Source organism: Salinicola salarius (assembly GCF_002179555.1).
In the GTDB taxonomy this organism is placed as follows: domain Bacteria; phylum Pseudomonadota; class Gammaproteobacteria; order Pseudomonadales; family Halomonadaceae; genus Salinicola; species Salinicola salarius_A.
Map to the genome: position 1 here is coordinate 42,159 of NZ_NHOU01000013.1, position 17,027 is coordinate 59,185.

The 17,027-nt window shown below is 63.6% G+C and carries 15 protein-coding genes and 1 riboswitch; of the genes, 12 read left to right on the plus strand and 3 right to left on the minus strand.

From position 1 onward, the window contains the following. Positions 1-138: 138 nt before the first annotated feature. Positions 139-1,359, plus strand: a complete 1,221-nt coding sequence (locus tag CCD76_RS11340; protein WP_087719621.1) for an amino acid deaminase — start codon at positions 139-141, stop codon at positions 1,357-1,359. 448 nt (positions 1,360-1,807) lie between these two features. Here the strand turns inward: CCD76_RS11340 and CCD76_RS11345 are convergent, their stop codons facing one another. Further along, the gene (locus CCD76_RS11345; protein WP_087719622.1) at positions 1,808-2,605 is read right to left on the minus strand and encodes an SDR family NAD(P)-dependent oxidoreductase; all 798 of its coding nucleotides are present in this window, start codon (positions 2,603-2,605) and stop codon (positions 1,808-1,810) included. Between the two features lie 243 nt (positions 2,606-2,848). Here CCD76_RS11345 and CCD76_RS11350 point away from each other — a divergent pair, with 243 nt between their 5' ends. Then, positions 2,849-4,948 (plus strand): TonB-dependent receptor family protein, encoded by a 2,100-nt coding sequence (locus CCD76_RS11350; protein WP_087719623.1) that lies wholly within the window; start codon positions 2,849-2,851, stop codon positions 4,946-4,948. Between the two features lie 82 nt (positions 4,949-5,030). Further along, positions 5,031-5,210 (plus strand): hypothetical protein, encoded by a 180-nt coding sequence (locus CCD76_RS11355; protein ID WP_087719624.1) that lies wholly within the window; start codon positions 5,031-5,033, stop codon positions 5,208-5,210. Between the two features lie 97 nt (positions 5,211-5,307). Here the strand turns inward: CCD76_RS11355 and serA are convergent, their stop codons facing one another. After that, a complete protein-coding gene (serA, locus tag CCD76_RS11360; protein WP_087719625.1) occupies positions 5,308-6,558 on the minus strand; it encodes a phosphoglycerate dehydrogenase in 1,251 nt (416 codons plus the stop codon). A 356-nt stretch (positions 6,559-6,914) separates the two neighbouring features. Beyond that, positions 6,915-8,081, minus strand: coding sequence for a zinc-dependent alcohol dehydrogenase (locus tag CCD76_RS11365; RefSeq protein WP_087719626.1), 1,167 nt, complete (start codon positions 8,079-8,081; stop codon positions 6,915-6,917). A gap of 364 nt (positions 8,082-8,445) precedes the next feature. On the opposite strand from CCD76_RS11365, the gene CCD76_RS11370 reads away from it, so the two are divergent. From CCD76_RS11370 to CCD76_RS11410, 9 genes are all read left to right on the plus strand, one after another. Continuing rightward, positions 8,446-8,751 carry an exodeoxyribonuclease VII small subunit gene (locus CCD76_RS11370; protein ID WP_087719671.1) on the plus strand — a complete coding sequence of 102 codons (306 nt, stop codon included), beginning with the start codon at positions 8,446-8,448 and terminating at the stop codon, positions 8,749-8,751. Further along, positions 8,741-9,631, plus strand: a complete 891-nt coding sequence (locus tag CCD76_RS11375; protein ID WP_087719627.1) for a farnesyl diphosphate synthase — start codon at positions 8,741-8,743, stop codon at positions 9,629-9,631. Before CCD76_RS11370 ends, CCD76_RS11375 begins: the two co-directional genes overlap by 11 nt. Before the next feature lie 17 nt (positions 9,632-9,648). Further along, entirely contained in the window at positions 9,649-11,643 is a 1,995-nt protein-coding gene (locus CCD76_RS11380; RefSeq protein ID WP_179208908.1) for a 1-deoxy-D-xylulose-5-phosphate synthase, read from the plus strand. A 10-nt stretch (positions 11,644-11,653) separates the two neighbouring features. Further along, positions 11,654-12,430 (plus strand): co-chaperone DjlA, encoded by a 777-nt coding sequence (djlA, locus tag CCD76_RS11385; protein WP_087719629.1) that lies wholly within the window; start codon positions 11,654-11,656, stop codon positions 12,428-12,430. A gap of 100 nt (positions 12,431-12,530) precedes the next feature. Beyond that, a complete protein-coding gene (locus CCD76_RS11390; protein WP_087719630.1) occupies positions 12,531-13,130 on the plus strand; it encodes a class I SAM-dependent methyltransferase in 600 nt (199 codons plus the stop codon). 196 nt (positions 13,131-13,326) lie between these two features. Then, positions 13,327-13,462: riboswitch (guanidine-I (ykkC/yxkD leader) on the plus strand. A gap of 58 nt (positions 13,463-13,520) precedes the next feature. After that, a complete protein-coding gene (locus tag CCD76_RS11395; protein ID WP_087719631.1) occupies positions 13,521-14,573 on the plus strand; it encodes a putative urea ABC transporter substrate-binding protein in 1,053 nt (350 codons plus the stop codon). Between the two features lie 73 nt (positions 14,574-14,646). After that, a complete protein-coding gene (locus CCD76_RS11400) occupies positions 14,647-15,474 on the plus strand; it encodes an ABC transporter permease (protein WP_087719632.1) in 828 nt (275 codons plus the stop codon). Further along, positions 15,471-16,274, plus strand: coding sequence for an ABC transporter ATP-binding protein (locus CCD76_RS11405; RefSeq protein ID WP_087719633.1), 804 nt, complete (start codon positions 15,471-15,473; stop codon positions 16,272-16,274). The genes CCD76_RS11400 and CCD76_RS11405 overlap by 4 nt, the downstream gene beginning before the upstream one ends. Further along, positions 16,271-17,026, plus strand: coding sequence for an urea amidolyase associated protein UAAP1 (locus CCD76_RS11410; RefSeq protein ID WP_087719634.1), 756 nt, complete (start codon positions 16,271-16,273; stop codon positions 17,024-17,026). The genes CCD76_RS11405 and CCD76_RS11410 overlap by 4 nt, the downstream gene beginning before the upstream one ends. Position 17,027 lies beyond the last annotated feature (1 nt).

The window sequence follows — 17,027 nt, forward strand, 5'->3', positions numbered from 1 at the left end:
AGTCACTAACATATTTTTATTTTGTGTGTTAGTAAATACCCCAAAGGTTGAGACAAAGGACTGAGACAAAGGACTGAGAAGACAGACTTGGTGACGACGATCACCACAAGCACAACATTCGCGACAGGAGAAGAACCGATGGCTGACCCGATGACGTCTTTGGCGCCGCCGCAGAAAGGCACGCCGCTTTCGACCCCCGCCAATCTGCTGGCGGACGTGCCGCTGCCGGCGGCAGCGATCTTCGAGGCACCGCTGGCGCACAATCTCGCCTGGATGCAGCGTTTCGCGGACGATCACGGCGCCAAACTCGCGCCCCACGGCAAGACGACGATGGCGCCGGCGCTGTTCAAGCGTCAGATCGAGGCGGGCGCCTGGGGTATCACGCTGGCGACGGCGGTGCAGACGGTGGCGGCGCATGCGCATGGCATCGATCGCGTGCTGATGGTCAATCAACTGGTCGGCCGACCGAACATGACGCTGATCGCGGATGCCATCGAGCGTGGCCTCGAATACTACTGCGTGGTCGATGGTGCCGATAACGTGCGCAATCTGGGGCGCTATTTCGCCGAACGTGGGCTCACGCTCAACGTGCTGATCGAGCTGGGCATCGATGGCGGTCGCTGCGGTTGTCGCGACGCCGAACAGGTCGAGGCGCTGGTGGCGGCGATCGCGGAGCAGCCGGCGCTGGCGCTGGTGGGTATCGAAGGTTACGAGGGGATGATCGCTGGCGGTGACGAGATCGCCGCCGTGCGCGCCTACGGCGAGCGACTGATCGATACCGTCCGGAAGTTGCAAGCCAGTGGCGTGCTCCAGCGCGAGGCGCCGATCGTCACCGCGTCCGGCTCCAAGTGGTTCGATCTGATTGCCGAAGCGTTCGACAAGGCAGAGCTGCGCGAACGCTACACGCCGGTGCTGCGGCCCGGCTGCTACGTGGTTCACGATCACAAGCTCTATGCCGGTGCCATGGACGCCGTGAAATCGCGCCACCCCGGGCTCGAAGGAGAATTGCAGCCGGCGCTGGAGGTGTTCGCCCATGTGCAGTCGTTACCCGAGCCGGGCCTGGCTATCGTCGCGCTGGGCAAGCGCGATATCGGCCACGAACCGGATCTGCCGCTGCCGCTGCGTCTTTATTCATCGGCCACGGAGAACGCGACGCCAACTGATATCAGCGCGTGGCGAACGACGCACATCATGGACCAGCACGTCTTTCTCGAGATTCCCGCAAATGCCGAGATCGCCGTCGGCGATGTCATCGCTTTCGGCACCTCGCATCCCTGCCTGACCTTCGACAAGTGGCGCCGTCTGCTGCTGGTCGACGAACGGCTGGGGGTGAAGGAGATTCTCGAAACCTGCTTCTGATAACGGCGCCGCATCCGCCATTAAAAAAGTGGAAACGGTTTCCATAAATATTGACGCTCGGGCGTTGCTCGCTTAATTTGGCACCCTGTGAGCATCGGTCGCGGCCATTTTTCCGCGCCGTTGGCTGCACGACAGTCATGCGATGGTTCGCGGATCAGGCCCGGCGGTATCCGGGCAGGCGTGCCATTCCCGAGCGCTCTTCCGTCGGGATGAGACCTAACGAATCATTGACGGAAGTTTTTGGCGAGCCATTGGCTCGCCTTTTTTATGCCAGGGGCTTATGACTAGTTTATGCCTGGGGTTGCCGCTGTGAAGGCTGACGCCGGAGGGCAGGTTCGGCATATGCCACCTCTTGGTGACGCCTGAGCGAGCGACGGGGCTCTCCGCCCTGTCGCTCGTCGGCTCGGCGCCGTCGTTCGTTGGAATGGCTGGCTGCCTGGCGGCGCGCTCAATTCTGAACGGAGATGACGGAGCCGCCGTCGACACGGATATTGCTGCCGTTGACGAAAGAGGCGTGCTGCGACACCAGCATGGCGATCACATGGGCGACTTCCTGCGCTTCGCCGCGGCGTTTGGCGACGATGCCGGGGCGCTCGTTCTCGAGAAAACTTGCGATCGCCTCTTCGAAGGAAACGCTCAGTTGATCGGCGCGCTGTGTCATCATGCCGTCGGTCATCGGCGAGGCGATGAAGGCAGGGGCGACGGTATTGCAGAGCACGCCGTGTGCCGCTTCCTTGTAGGAGAGGTTCTTGACGAAGGTGCTCAGCGCCGCCTTGGCGGTATTGTAGACCGCCTCTTCCCAGTAGGGTTGAACGCTGTTTTCCGACGTGATGCAGATGAAACGGCCCCAGCCGCGATCGCGCATGGCGGGAATGGTGGCGCGAGCCACTCGCACGGCAGAGAAGAAGTCGATCTGCCAGGCGTGTTCGTAATCCCCGTCGGTGAGTTCCAGCGGATCGCCCTTGGCGCCGGTGACGCCGGCGGTGTGGATGACGATATCGATCGCGCCGAAGTGCTGCACGCCCTTGGCGACCAGTTCGTCCACTTCCGCTTGCCGCGTCACGTCTGCCGTCAGGCATAGCGGCTCGCCCGGCAAATCGTTAGCGGCGCGCTCGAGCGCTTGCGGGTCGAGATCGGTGAGCACCAGATTGACGCCTTCGGCCGCCAAGGTATGGGCCGTGGTCAGGCCGATACCACTTTGCGCGCCGGCGATTAATGCGGTTTTACCGAGAATGCCCAAATCCATTGCCAAGCCTCCCTGCTTACGATTGGATTGCTCGAGGAATGCAGTATTCGAGCCTCCAGCATGGTCAAGGTCGCGAATTCTTGCCAACCGGCAGCCGTGAGGCTTGGCCTTGCGGGAGCGCCATCGAGGCGTAAAAATGGCGCCCGTCTGTGACCGTGCGAGTCGGAACGCTCGCCAAAAGCGACACATCACGTCTTCACAAGCCGCTGGAAAAGCGGCAACACCTCCATTGCAGGGAACGCCATGACATTTCGCTACCTTCCAACGGCTCTATGTCTGGGTGCCGTCCTGCCCGGCGTGGCGCTGGCACAGTCCGGCTCGGCACAGTCCGGCTCGGCGCCGTCTGCCGCGAGCCCGTCGGCGGCCGCGCAACCGGTGATCGAAGTCACCGCGCCGCGACTTTCCCGCGAGCTGTATGCCACGCCGGCCGCCGTCTCGGTGGTCGAGCGCGAGGAGATTCAGCAGGGCCAGCAACGGGTCCGTCTGGACGAGTCGCTGATCACGGTGCCCGGGCTCTTCCTGCAGAATCGCGACAACTTCGCCCAGGGCGAACGGGTTTCCATTCGCGGGTTTGGCGCGCGGACGCCCTGGGGCGTGCGTGGCATCACCGTGCTGGTCGATGGCATTCCCTACACGTTGCCGGACGGTCAGGCGCAGCTGGATGCGATCGATCTCGACAGCGCCGAGCGCATCGAAGTGATTCGCGGCCCCAGCGCGGTGCAGTACGGCAATGCCGCCGGCGGCGTGATCAGCGTGACCACCGCGGACGGCAGCGACGATCCGGGCAGCCATATCCGTATCGAAGGTGGCAGTGACGGCTATCAGAAGACATCGGTCAGCAATGGCGGCGTCAACGGCCCCTGGTCGCACCACATCAGCGTGTCGGCGCTCAATGTCGACGGCTATCGCGACCATAGTTCGACCGAGAAATACCTGCTCAACGCCAAGCTGCGTCGTGAACTGGGGAGTGATCGCGCGCTCACGGCGATCGTCAATCTGTTGGATAGTCCCTACGCCGAGGATCCGGGTGGGTTGGATGCAGCAACTGTGTCCAGCGACCGTGATGGGACGATAACGGGTAATGATTTCTACTCGCCGACCCGTATCGATGCAGGGCAGGAGGTCGATCAGCAGGTGATTGGCCTGCAGTACGAGGATCTCTCCGCCGGCCCCGGCGAGTTCTACCTCAAGGGCTTCTATCTCAAGCGCGACTACCAGCAGCAGCTGGCCTACGCGGGTGACGACAACTTCGTCGCCTACGATCGCGACTACTACGGTGGCAGCGCCGAGTATCACCAGTCGCTGAGGCTGGGCGAGCTGCCGCTGCGCTACGTGGCCGGCGTGGACGTGGGACGTCAGGTGGATGACCGCTACCGGGAGGCGGTGAATATCGATGGCGATCATCAGGGGCGCACCGCCGACGAAACGCAGAAGGCGACCTCGCTGGGCGCCTTTCTGCAGGGCGATCTCGACCTGACCGAGCGCTGGACACTCTCGCTCGGCACCCGTTACGACCGGGTCGATTTCGATATCGATGATGATTACCGGAGCGACGGCGACGACAGCGGCGACCGTACCTTCGAGCAGTGGAGCGGCAGTGCCGGGCTCAGCTTCCGTTACCTGCCCACGCATCAGGTCTATCTCTCCACGGGCACCTCGTTCGAGACGCCGACCTTTGCCGAGTTCGCCAACCCGGCCGGTGTCGGGGGCTTCAATCCCGGCATCGAACCGCAGAAGGCGTGGAATCGCGAGATCGGCCTGCGCGGCAATTTCGACAACGGCCTCGATTACGACGTGGCGCTGTTCTCGACCCGGGTGCGGGATTCACTGGTCTCCTATCAGATCGATGGTCGCGACTACTATCGCAATGCCGGCAAGAGCCAGCAGGACGGTATCGAGGCGGCGCTGGGCTGGCAGTTCCAGCCCAGCTGGCGCCTGGATAGCGCGCTGACGCTGGCCAAGTACGAATTCGATGACTTCGAGGACGCCGACGGCAACTATGACGGCAACCGGATTCCCGGCCTGCCGGAGAAGACCTGGGTCAATCGCCTGACCTGGCAGGGGCTCGGCCAGAGGTTCGCGACGGTGGAAACCCAGTACATCGGTTCGATGATGGCCGATGATGCCAACGAGGTGAAGATCGACGACGTCTGGCTGGTCAACCTGCGCGGCGGCGATGGCTGGCGCCTGGGCGGCGATACCTGGTTGAAGGGCTATGTCGGCATCCGCAATCTGTTCGACCGCGAGCACTATGCCAACGTGATCATCAACGCGACCAACGCGCGCTATTTCGATCCGGCACCGGGGCGGACGGTCTATGCTGGTATCGGTATCGATTTTTGATTCTGGACCAGATGCCTGGTTCGATCTCTAAAAGAGCGGCGTTCGAGCATCGCCGCCATCAACGATGATTCAAGGAACCGTTATGCGAATTCTCATTGCGTTTGCCGGGGCGCTGGTCCTGTTCTCCCTGATCGGCGGCTGCACGTTCAATCGTTACAACGACGGGCAGCGCGAGGTGAAAGCGGGCGTGCCTCAGGAAGGGCCGACCAGCAATCCGGCGGATGCTTCGCGTGGGCAGAATGGTTCCGGCGAGCTGCCGTAAACACGTAGCGATACGCCTGACCTGACGTAAAAAGCCGCCCAAGGACGGCTTTTCGATCGTCGGCTCATTAAAGCATCTTTTCAGGCCTGGTCGTTCTTCAGGCCTGATAATCGCTCTCGGAGTAGAGCACGCGCAGGCGCAGGGTGTGGTCGACCTGCTTGAGCGCTTCCAGCGCCTGCTTGCCGTAGGCCTTGTCGACGTCGATGACAACATAGCCGACCTTGTCGTTGGTCTGCAGGAACTGGCCGGCGATGTTGATGCCGTTTTCGGACAGCACGCGGTTGATCTCGGAGAGCACGCCGGGCACGTTCTCGTGGATGTGCAGCAGGCGATGCTTGTCCGGATGCGACGGCAGCGCCACCTCGGGGAAGTTGACCGAGGTGATGGTGGTGCCGTTGTCGGAGTAGGTCACCAGCTTCTCGGCGACTTCGATGCCGATGTTCTGCTGCGCTTCCAGCGTGGAACCGCCGATATGCGGGGTCAGAATCACGTTCTCGAGACCGCGCAGCGGCGAGGTGAACTCCTCGTCGGCGCCCTTGGGCTCGACCGGGAAGACATCGATCGCCGCGCCCAGCAGCTTGCCGCTCTTGAGCGCTTCGGCCAGGGCCTCGATATCCACGACCGAACCGCGAGAAGCGTTGATCAGGATGCCGCCCTGCTTCATCAGCGCGATCTGCTCGGCGCCGATCATCCAGCGCGTCGACGGCAGATCCGGCACATGGAGGCTGACCACGTCGGCGCGGGCCAGCAGCTCCTCGAGGCTGCCTACCTGGCGCGCATTCCCCATCGCCAGCTTGGTCACCACGTCGTAGTAGAGCACGTCGAGGCCGAGCGATTCGGCGAGTACGGAGAGCTGGGCGCCGATGCTGCCGTAACCGATGATGCCCAGCGTCTTGCCGCGGGTTTCATGCGAGTTCTTGGCGGATTTCAGCCAGCCGCCCTGGTGCGCGCGAGCGTTCTTCTCGGGGATGCCGCGCAGCAGCATGATCGTTTCGGCCAGCACCAGCTCCGCCACCGAACGGGTATTGGAGTAGGGCGCGTTGAACACCGGGATGGCGCGTTTGAGCGCCGCATCGAGATCGACCTGGTTGGTGCCGATGCAGAAGCAGCCGACGGCAGTCAGCTTTTCCGCCGCGGCGAAGACCCGCTCGTTCAGCTGGGTCCGGGAGCGAATGCCGATGAAGTGCACGTCGCGGATCTTTTCGATCAGATCGTCTTCGGCCAGCGACGTGGAGAGCGTCTCGATATTGGTGTAACCCGCGTTCAGCAGCGTATCCACGGCGGACTGGTGAATGCCCTCGAGCAGGAGGATCTTGATCTTGCTCTTGTCCAGAGACGTCTTGGCCATTGGTGGATCAACCCTTCTTCATCGGCTTGTGGCGACGGTGGCATGAAAGCCGCGTCGCGGTCATGGGGGGAAGACCTGGCGGGACTGGGGCAGAAATCTCCGCCTCAGCGGCGCCAGCGGGCGCACAGCTTAACACAGACACTGCCGGGCGGGATGAAAATGACGCGGCTTCGACATGAACCCCGTGCATTCAAGATCGGCCGCGATAGGCGGCGAGGGCTGGCGGCAAGGCAGCCAATGACGGACGCGAAACGCCCCGCATGGGGGCGTCCGAAATGCCGTTTTGTTTTGTTGGGAGGGGGCGGCTTATTGGAGGGACGGTCGACAGCAGTGAAGCCTGCCGACAGCGCGGCGGTTCAGGGCGTCAGCACGATCTTGCGGCAGTCGTCCTGCTTGTCTTCGAACATGCGGTAGCCGTCGGCAGCCTGATCCAGCGTCATGCGGTGGCTGATGATCGCCTCGGGCTTGAGCTTGCCCTGCTCGATGGCTTCCAGCAGCTTGGGCAGATAGTGATGAACGTGGGTCTGGCCGCCTTTCATGGTCAGGCCCTTGTCGAAGAAATCGCCGATCAGGAAGCCATCGACGGCGCCGGCATAGACGCCCGGGACGCTGATATTGCCGCCGCGGCGCACCGCTGCCAGGCACTGATGGAGAGCGATGTCGCTGCTCTCGACCTCGAAGTTGTCCATCGCCGGCAGTTTGCCGCCGTGCCCCTTGGCCTCGTAGCCCACGGCATCGATCACCGCATCCACGCCTCGGTAGCCGTCGGTCATCTGGATGATCGCTTCAGCCACATCATCGACCTCATCGAAATTGAGCGTTTCGACGCCGTAGGCCTGCTTGGCGAAGTCGAGACGATAGCGCTGATTGTCGACCATGAGGATCCGTTCGGCGCCTTCCATTCGCGCGCACGCTGCCGACAGCAGCCCCACCGGACCGGCACCGAAGATCGCCACGCTCGAGCCGGGCGTGATGCCGGCGTTCAGCACCGCCTGATAGGCGGTCGGCAGGATGTCGGACAGGAACAGCACCTGTTCATCGTCGAGCCCGTCGGCGATGGGGAACGGGCCGGTATTCGCCTGGGGAACGCGCACGTATTCGGCCTGCCCGCCGGGGATGCCGCCGTACATGTGGGAGAACCCGAACAGCGCGGCCGGCGCGGGGATCGATTTCTTGTTGAGGGCGCCGCCCTCGTCGGGATTGGTGGTCTCGCACGCCGCATAGAGCGCGTGCTGGCAGAAGAAGCAACTGCCGCAGGCGATGACGAAGGGCACCACGACGCGATCGCCTTTCTTGACGCGGGTGACCGCCGGGCCGGCTTCTTCGACGATGCCCATGAACTCGTGGCCGAAGATGTCGCCCGGTTCGGTGGCTGGCATCGACCCCCGGTAGAGGTGGAGGTCGGAGCCGCAGATGGCAGTGGCGGTGACCCGCAGGACGATATCGTCGTCCTGCTCGATTTTCGGTTCGGGAACGTTTTCGACGCGCACGTCGTGGCTACCCTGATAGACCAGTGCTTTCATGCAGGTGGCTCCTTGCGATGATTTTGGCTTCCGTGACGACACAACGGCCGCTTGCGCCCACCTGAAGTTAGAAAGCATGCCGGCTCTCTTCCAGCGCATCTCGGATGGTTAACGGCTTTCAATTTGATCTGGGTTAACAATGAAGGCGGAATTCGGCCGGATCAGGAAGTGTGTCCTTTTCAATAACGTCGCGAGGCCGTCGGATTTGCCGCCAAGGGCAGACGACCCCGGGGGGCGGCGGTGTATACTGAGGAGCCATTTCCGAACCGGTGCGGCAGCGTTTCGACGCCCGTGCCTCGAAGAACGCTCTCGGCGCCATTGGGGCGTCCTCGAGCGATGACATGAGAGCCCCATGCCCGACAAGATGGCCGACAAGGACGTTTCACAGGACGTCGACGCCTCCCAGGACGCTGACGTTGCCAAGGATTTTGCCGCGACGCTGGATCAGCTCGAGACATTGGTTGCCCAGCTCGAATCCGGCGAACTGACGCTGGAAGCGTCGTTGACCGCGTTCGAGCGCGGTATCCGTTTGACGCGGGATGCCCAGCACCGCCTCGACAGCGCCGAACTCAAGGTGCAGGCGCTGCTCGAGCAGAGCGACGGCTCGCTGCAGGCGGTTCCGTTCGATGACCCGGAGCCGTTCGACCAGGAGCCGAACCATGAACGTTGAGACGCCTAACGCCGCGGGGCTGATCGACGCCGCGCGGTCGCGCAGCGAGCATGTGCTGGCGGCATGGCTCAATCGTGCGGATGGCGCCAGCGCGTCGCTCGACGATGCCATGCGTTACAGCGTGCTGGGGACCGGCAAGCGTCTGAGACCGGTGCTGGTCTATCTGGCCGGGCGCGCGCTGGGCGCCGATGACGAGGCGCTGGACGCGCCGGCGGCGGCGATCGAGATGATCCACGCCTATTCGCTGGTCCATGACGATCTGCCGGCCATGGACGATGACGACCTGCGCCGCGGCCGGCCGACGGTTCATCGCGCCTTCGACGAGCCGCTGGCGATCCTGGCGGGCGATGCGCTGCAGACGCTCGCCTTCGAGGCACTGGCATCCCGGCCGCATCCGCGTCTGGGCGCCTTGATCACGACGCTCGCACAGGCGGCGGGCCGTGACGGCATGGCCGCGGGGCAGGCGATCGATCTGGGCGCCGTCGGGGCGCCGATGGATCTCGCGGCGCTGCAGGCGATGCATCAGCACAAGACCGGCGCGCTAATTCGGGCCGCGGTCCGCCTGGGCGCGCTGGTGGCGGTCGACGCTTCTGACCCGCGGATCGCCGCACTAGATCATTATGCCGCCGCGATGGGCCTGGCGTTCCAGATTCACGACGATGTTCTCGACATCACCGGCGACACCCAGACGCTGGGCAAGACCTCCGGCGCCGACGCGCGCCGCGACAAACCTACCTATCCCGCCCTACTTGGCGTTGCGCAGGCGCAGCGCCGCGCCCGCGATCTGCTCGACGAGGCGCTCGCCGCTCTCGAGCCGCTGGGCGAGGCCGGCCAGCCGCTGGCGGCGCTGGCTCGTTTCATGATCGATCGCGATCACTGACCGGTAACGACATGTCTATGAAGCTGTTCGACGAGATTCCTACTCAGCGCCCCCTGACGCCGTTGCTCAATACGCTCGAGTCGCCGGCGGGGTTGCGCCACCTGTCACTGTCCCAGCAGCGGCAGGTCGCGGATGAGCTGCGCGCCTACCTGCTCTATAGCGTGGGCTGCAGCGGCGGCCATTTCGGTGCCGGGCTCGGCGTGGTCGAGTTGACCGTAGCGCTCCACCGCGCCCTGAATACCCCCCACGACCGCCTGCTGTGGGACGTCGGCCACCAGGCCTATCCGCACAAGATTCTCACCGGCCGGCGCGAAGCGCTGTCGAGCATCCGGCAGTACGGCGGTCTTGCCGCGTTCCCGCGGCGCGAGGAATCGCCTTACGACACCTTCGGCGTCGGCCATTCGAGCACCTCGATTTCGGCGGCGCTGGGCATGGCGCTGAGCGCCCGGACCAAGGGCGAGCAGCGCCGTGTCTGCGCGGTGATCGGCGATGGCGCGCTGACCGCCGGCATGGCCTTCGAGGCACTGGCCCATGCGGGGCACGTCAATGCCAACCTGCTGGTCGTGCTCAACGACAACGAGATGTCGATCTCGGAAAACGTCGGCGGTATGGCGAGTTACCTGACGCGGATTCTCACCAGCAAGCCATATACCGCCATGCGCGAGAACGGCAAGCGTGTGCTGTCGCACCTGCCGGGCGCGCTGGAGTTCGCGCGGCGCACCGAAGAGCACGTCAAGGGCATGATCAGCCCGGCGACGCTGTTCGAGGAGATGGGCTTCAACTATCTCGGGCCGATCGACGGCCATGACCTGGCCGCACTGAATCAGGCGCTGGAGGCCGTGCGCGATCTCGATGGGCCGCAGTTCCTCCATGTCCGTACCCGCAAGGGGCGCGGCTTTCGGCCGGCGGAAGCCGACCCGATCGGCTTCCACGCCATCACCAAACTGGAAAAGACGCCACGCGATTCATCGTGCCCGAAGCCGCACGACGCCGAGCGGGCACCGCCTGAGGTGCCGAAGCTCGAACCGAAGCCTAAGCCGCGCACCGAAGACATTCAGCGCCCAAAGCCGCGCAAATATTGCAACGTGTTCGGCGACTGGCTGTGCGACATGGCCGCAGCGGATTCGCGGCTGATCGGCATCACACCGGCCATGCGCGAGGGCTCCGATCTGATCCGCTTCTCGCAGGTCTATCCCGAGCGTTACTACGATGTGGCGATTGCCGAGCAGCACGCAGTAACGCTGGCGGCGGGAATGGCCTGCGAGGCGATGAAGCCGGTGGTGGCGATCTACTCGACGTTCCTGCAGCGCGGCTACGACCAGTTGATCCACGACGTTGCCGTGCAGCATCTCGATGTCACCTTCGCCATCGATCGCGCCGGCCTCGTCGGCGAGGACGGCCCGACGCATCACGGGGCGATGGATCTTTCGTATCTGCGTTGCGTACCGGACATGATCATTCTGGCTCCGGCGGACGAGGCGGAATGCCGGGCGATGCTCTCCACCGCCTATCACCACGATGGCCCGGCGGCGGTGCGCTATCCGCGCGGCACCGGCCCGGGCAGCGAGATCCCGGCGGATCTCGAGGCGCGAGTGCCGATCGGCAAGGCCGAGCGGCGTCGTGAAGCGACGGCGGAACAGGGCAAGGCGCGTATTGCGCTGCTGGCATTCGGCAGCCTCAATACGCCGGCGGCCGAGGTCGCCGAGCGGCTCGACGCGACGCACCTCAACATGCGTTCGGTGAAGCCGCTGGACCGCGAGGCGATTCTGGCGGCGGCCAGGGACCACGATCTGTTGGTCACGCTCGAGGAGAATGTCGTGGCCGGTGGCGCCGGCAGTGGCGTCATCGAACTGCTGGCGGCCGAGGGCGTGCAGGTGCCGGTGCTCAATCTGGGCATTCCCGACATTTTCGTCGAACACGGCAAGCCGGCCGAACTACTGCGCGATTGCGGGCTGGATGCCGATGGCATCGAAGCGGCCATCCGTCGTCGCCTGAACATCAACAACGACTGATAGGATCTTCATGTCAATTGCCATTCTGATCGGCGCCGTCATCGGCTATCTCTTCGGCAAGTTGCCGGGCCTTCTGATCGGCGCCGCCATCGGCTGGTGGGTCAGCCGAAAGCTGCGCAGCACGCTGCTGGGGCGCGTGGTCAATATCCAGCACCAGTTCCTGGAGTCGACCTTCGCGGTGATGGGCTGCGTGTGCAAGGTCGACGGCCACATCACCCAGGACGAGATCCGCACGGCGGAGATGCTGTTCGATCGTCTCAACCTGAGCGGGGAGATGCGCGAACGCGCCAAGGCTGCCTTCAATCGCGGCAAGTCGCCGGAGTTCGATCTCGATGCCGAGGTCGAGACGATCCGCCGCGTCACTGGCGGCCAGCGTGCGCTGCTGCAGGTATTTCTGCAGGTGCAGCTGGCAGCGATCGCCGCCGACGGCCAGATGCATCCCGCCGAACACGACATGCTGCTGCGCGTGGCGCGCGGCCTGGGCTTCTCCGAAGCCGAGATCCAGCAGATCGAAGCGATGCTGCGCGGCGGTGCCCATCAGGGGGCGGGCGGTGCGACCAGCGGCCAGTCGCTGGAGGATGCCTATCGGGTGCTCGGTGTGTCCGAGGATGTCTCCGATGCCGAGCTCAAGCGCGCCTATCGCAGGCTGATGAGCGAAAACCACCCCGACAAGCTGGCCGGCAAGGGGTTGCCGGAGAGCATGCGCGAGATGGCCAAGGAGCGTACCAGCGAGATCAGCAATGCCTACGATCTGATCAAGAAAACGCGGGAACAGCGCGGGGGCTGAAGCCGTCTTGCGCGGGCAGCGATCGCTATTGTCTCTCATCGATTAACACGCTTAGATAGAGGTTCGCCCGTCGAGACAGCCGCAACAAGGATGTGACTGCATGCCAGCGAAGGCCGATCTCTACCGCACTGCCGCCCGGATGCTGGGCACGATCGACAAGAGTGGTTGGGTGCTTCGCTATCGCTACGGCGACCGGCGTCTGCTCGAGGACGTCGTGCTGCCCGCCCTGAACCGCGATCCCGGCGTCGAAACCCTGCTGCTGGTCGGCTGCGCCTGGTATACCCGGCACTATCCCCAACTGCTGCCGCGCAAACGCGTCACGACCATGGAAATCGACCCGGCCAAGGCAGCCTTCGGCGGCGATTCGCACATCGTGGCCAACATGACCGATATTACCGAGCGCCTGCCTCCGGAGAGCCTGGATGGCGTGATCTGCAACGGCGTGCTGGGCTGGGGCCTGGACGAGCCCGATGCGGTGGAAGCCGCCTTCGCCGGCGCGGTTGTCTGTCTGAAGCCCGGCGGTCTCTTTCTGTTGGGCTGGAACGACATACCGCCGCGCAATCACTGTCCGCCGGAGTCCATCTCCGCACTCGGCAGGCTCGAAGCCGCCAACATTCCCGGCCTGGAGATACACTCGCTGGTCGCCCTCGAACGCAACCAGCACTGCTATCAGGCGTATCGCAAGCCGGAAAAAGGCTGATCAATATGGTGCATCGAGCGCCAATTGTGCTTTATTGGTGTGCATCGATTCCCGAGCAAGCTGTTAAGGCCAATCGAAGAGAAACTTAAATTATTGATAAGGAGTTGTTTTTTTTTGAATGGCAGGTTTTTTGAATAGGTTGGAGGGATAGAAACGATTGGGGTATCGGCAGCGCGTCTGCCAAACAACTTGGTCTTCAATGGATAGCTAGGGTTCCGACTGCATCATCACTACCCCCGATGTAGTGTCTGGTCCGAGAGCTGTCGACCTGCGCCAACTGGTTCCAAAAGCCAGCGGCGAAGGTTACACGGCGGGATAAAAGCCCGGGAGGATAAGGTGCGATACGTACCGATGCCCCCGACCGCTCCGCCAAATCATTGGAGGCTTAACATGCGCCCAAGCCGAATTCTGACCGCTGTTCTCTCCGCCACGCTGCTGGCGACCACAGCTCCCGCGTTTGCTCAGTCCCGCGACCATTTCAGCGTCTGCTGGTCGATCTATGCCGGGTGGATGCCTTGGTCCTATGCTGACGCGTCAGGCATTCTCGACAAGTGGGCCGACAAGTACGGTATCGATATCGACTTGGTGCAGGTCAACGACTACATCGAATCCATCAACCAGTACACGTCGGGCAACGTAGATGGTTGCGCCATGACCAACATGGATGCGCTGACCCTGCCAGCGGCTAGCGGTGTCGATTCCACCGCCCTGATCGTCAACGACTACTCCGACGGTAACGACGGTATCGTGCTGAAAGGCAGCGATAACCTTGCGGACATCAAGGGCCGTCAGGTCAACCTCGTTCAGTTCAGCGTTTCCCACTACTTCCTGGCCCGGGCGCTAGAGACCGTCGGCTTGACCGAGCGGGACGTCGAGACAGTCAACACCTCGGATGCCGACATGGTCGCGATCTATCCGGACGACCAGACTCAGGCCATCGTGACCTGGAATCCCCAGCTCAGCGCAATTGCCGATATGGACGACGCCAACGTGGTGTTCACCTCGCACCAGTTGCCTGCCGAAATTCTCGACATGATGGTGGTCAACACCGACACCCTGGCCGACAACCCCGACTTCGGGCGTGCCTTGGTCGGTGCCTGGTACGAGGTCATGGATAAGGTTGCTGCCGGTGACGAAGACGCGCTCGGTCAGATGGCTGAAGCCGCAGGAACCGATCTCCGAGGGTACAAGAATCAGTTGGCCGCAACCCATCTCTATACCGATCCAGCCGAGGCGGCCAGCCTGATGCAAGGCCAAGGGCTTCTGACCACCATGCAGCGCGTGGCGGAATTCAGCTACCAGCACGGCCTGCTGGGCGAGATGGCGCCGAACGCTAGCTTCATCGGCATCGAGACGCCGCAGGGTGTCTATGGAGACGAAAGCAATATCCGGCTGCGCTTCGACCCGACCTACACCCAGGACTACATCGCTTCACAACCGTAACTCACCGTCAGGCCGCCGGGCCCGCTCGCAGAGGCGAGCCCGGGGCGCACGCCCAACTCACGACGGAGAATGCATGAAGCGACTCATCAACTACACCCCCTCTCGCGGAAGCCGCTGGCTGATCGGTCTGGTACCTTTCGGGATCATCGCGCTGGCTTACCTGGTGCTGTCCAATGCGAGACTGGCGGGAAATCCCAACGATCGCCTGCTGCCGTCGCCGGCGACGATGGTCGAGACTTTCACCCAACTGGCGACGCAGGCCAGCGTGCGCACCGGGACCATCCCGCTATGGGACGACACCTTTGCCAGCCTCGAGCGGCTTGGCCTTGGTATCGCCATCAGCGCACTGATCGGTCTGGTCGTGGGCGTGCTGAACGGCGGTCTACCGCTGATGCGGGCCAAGTTGTCGCCATTGGTCACGGTCGTCTCGCTGATCCCACCCATGGCGATCCTGCCGGTGCTGTTTATCGCCTTCGGCACCGGAGAGATGGCCAAGGTGGCGCTGATCGTCATCGGCGTGGCGCCGTTTCTGGTTCGCGATCTCCAGAGCCATGCGATGCGCCTGCCGGATGAGCAGCTGATCAAGGCGCAGACGCTCGGCGCCAGCTCCTGGCAGGTTTTGCTGCGGGTGCTGTTGCCGCAACTGATGCCGCGGCTCATGGCCTCGACTCGGCTGGCGCTCGGCAGTGCTTGGCTGTTCCTGATTGCCGCCGAGGCGATCGCGGCGCAGGAAGGTCTCGGCTACCGCATATTCCTCGTGCGTCGCTATCTGGCGATGGACGTGATTCTGCCCTACGTGGTCTGGATCACGCTGCTGGCCTTCGTGATCGATCGGGTGCTGGCGCTGACCTCGCAGCGACTCTTCCCCTGGTTCCATGCCGAAGAAGGGGGCAAGTCATGAGCCTGCTCGAAGCAAGGCATCTGGAGAAGCGCTACGGCGATCAGATCGTGCTGGAACGCATCGGTTTTCGTGTCGAGACCGGGGAGTTCGTGACCCTGGTCGGCGCTTCCGGCTGTGGCAAGACGACCTTCCTCAAGCTACTGCTGGGCACCGAGCGGATCTCGCGTGGCGCGCTGACGCTTGACGACCGTCCGCTGCCGGACGAGCCGGGGCCGGATCGCGGCGTGGTGTTCCAGAGATACTCGGTCTTCCCGCACCTGACCGTGCTCTGTAACGTGATGATGGCCGAGGAACTGGCCGGTTCGCGCTGGCTCGGCAAGCTGTTCGGCGCCGCGCGTCGCCGGGCCGTCGAGACCGCCAGGGCGCGTCTCGAGGAGGTCGGTCTCGCCCACGCCCTGCACAAGTATCCCCACGAACTTTCCGGCGGCATGCAGCAGCGTCTCGCCATCGCGCAGGCGCTGATGATGAGGCCGAGGATTCTGCTGCTCGACGAGCCCTTCGGCGCGCTCGATCCCGGCATTCGCCAGGACATGCACGCACTGATCACCCGGCTGTGGCGGGAGCAGCAGCTGACCATCTTCATGATTACCCACGACGTCAAGGAAGCCTTCGCCCTCGGCACGCGGCTGTGGGTGTTCGACAAGATCCGCCACGATCCGCAGGCCCCCGAGGCCTATGGCGCCACCATCACCTACGACCTGGCCATCGGCGAGAACCGCCGCCCACCGGAAGACCTTGGCAGGACCGTCGACGCGATGAACGAAGGATGGACACAGACATTTCAGGAGACGCCGATATGACAAACTCGCTGAGCGCGCGGGACGACGCGCCCGACGCCTATACCACTCACCTCCCCGGCGGCCAGCACTGGTCGCTGCGCCTGCGCCGCGGTACCACGCTGTCGCTGACCGCGCGTGAGGCCGACACCAACGTCGGGCTGCTCTGCTACAACCCGGAGAATCTGCTCGAACGGTTGAACCTGCCGGATACCCTCAAGTGTCAGCACACCTTCAAGCTGACTCGGGGGAACTGCCTCTACTCCGACATGGGGCGAGTCTTCGCCTCGATCGTCGAGGACGATCTCGGCTGGCACGACAGCGTCGGCGGCAACCTCAACCGGGCGCACATGATCACCAAAGGCTGGCAGCCGGTGAGTTTCCAGCAGGCGCTCAACGACAGGACCCAGACTGGCCACGACAGCTTCCTGGTCGAGCTGGCCAAGTACGGATTGGGGCGACGCGACATGGCCGCCAACCTCAATCTCTTCAGCAAGGTAGAGAGCGACGAGGCGGGGCGCCTGCGCTACGTGCCTGGCCACTGTCAGCCGGGGCAGCGTGTGATGCTGCGTTTCGACATGGACACGCTGGTGCTGCTGCACACCTGCCCTCATCCGCTGGATCCGAGCGCGTGCTATCCGCACCGCGGCGTCGATATTGCCCTCGGCACTGCCCCGGCGCCGGATGAGGAGGATATCTGCTGGCGCGCCTGCCCGGAAAACGCCCGCGGCTTCGCCAACAACCGTCTTTATCACCTCGGCCTGCAGGGAGCCTGAC

What these genes read in the sequence shown, in the direction of transcription:
- CCD76_RS11340 (WP_087719621.1), top strand. Translation starts at nt 139, where the DNA reads ATGGCTGACCCGATGACGTCTTTGGCGCCGCCGCAGAAAGGCACGCCG.
- CCD76_RS11345 (WP_087719622.1), bottom strand. Translation starts at nt 2,605, where the DNA reads ATGGATTTGGGCATTCTCGGTAAAACCGCATTAATCGCCGGCGCGCAA.
- CCD76_RS11350 (WP_087719623.1), top strand. Translation starts at nt 2,849, where the DNA reads ATGACATTTCGCTACCTTCCAACGGCTCTATGTCTGGGTGCCGTCCTG.
- CCD76_RS11355 (WP_087719624.1), top strand. Translation starts at nt 5,031, where the DNA reads ATGCGAATTCTCATTGCGTTTGCCGGGGCGCTGGTCCTGTTCTCCCTG.
- serA (WP_087719625.1), bottom strand. Translation starts at nt 6,558, where the DNA reads ATGGCCAAGACGTCTCTGGACAAGAGCAAGATCAAGATCCTCCTGCTC.
- CCD76_RS11365 (WP_087719626.1), bottom strand. Translation starts at nt 8,081, where the DNA reads ATGAAAGCACTGGTCTATCAGGGTAGCCACGACGTGCGCGTCGAAAAC.
- CCD76_RS11370 (WP_087719671.1), top strand. Translation starts at nt 8,446, where the DNA reads ATGGCCGACAAGGACGTTTCACAGGACGTCGACGCCTCCCAGGACGCT.
- CCD76_RS11375 (WP_087719627.1), top strand. Translation starts at nt 8,741, where the DNA reads ATGAACGTTGAGACGCCTAACGCCGCGGGGCTGATCGACGCCGCGCGG.
- CCD76_RS11380 (WP_179208908.1), top strand. Translation starts at nt 9,649, where the DNA reads ATGAAGCTGTTCGACGAGATTCCTACTCAGCGCCCCCTGACGCCGTTG.
- djlA (WP_087719629.1), top strand. Translation starts at nt 11,654, where the DNA reads ATGTCAATTGCCATTCTGATCGGCGCCGTCATCGGCTATCTCTTCGGC.
- CCD76_RS11390 (WP_087719630.1), top strand. Translation starts at nt 12,531, where the DNA reads ATGCCAGCGAAGGCCGATCTCTACCGCACTGCCGCCCGGATGCTGGGC.
- CCD76_RS11395 (WP_087719631.1), top strand. Translation starts at nt 13,521, where the DNA reads ATGCGCCCAAGCCGAATTCTGACCGCTGTTCTCTCCGCCACGCTGCTG.
- CCD76_RS11400 (WP_087719632.1), top strand. Translation starts at nt 14,647, where the DNA reads ATGAAGCGACTCATCAACTACACCCCCTCTCGCGGAAGCCGCTGGCTG.
- CCD76_RS11405 (WP_087719633.1), top strand. Translation starts at nt 15,471, where the DNA reads ATGAGCCTGCTCGAAGCAAGGCATCTGGAGAAGCGCTACGGCGATCAG.
- CCD76_RS11410 (WP_087719634.1), top strand. Translation starts at nt 16,271, where the DNA reads ATGACAAACTCGCTGAGCGCGCGGGACGACGCGCCCGACGCCTATACC.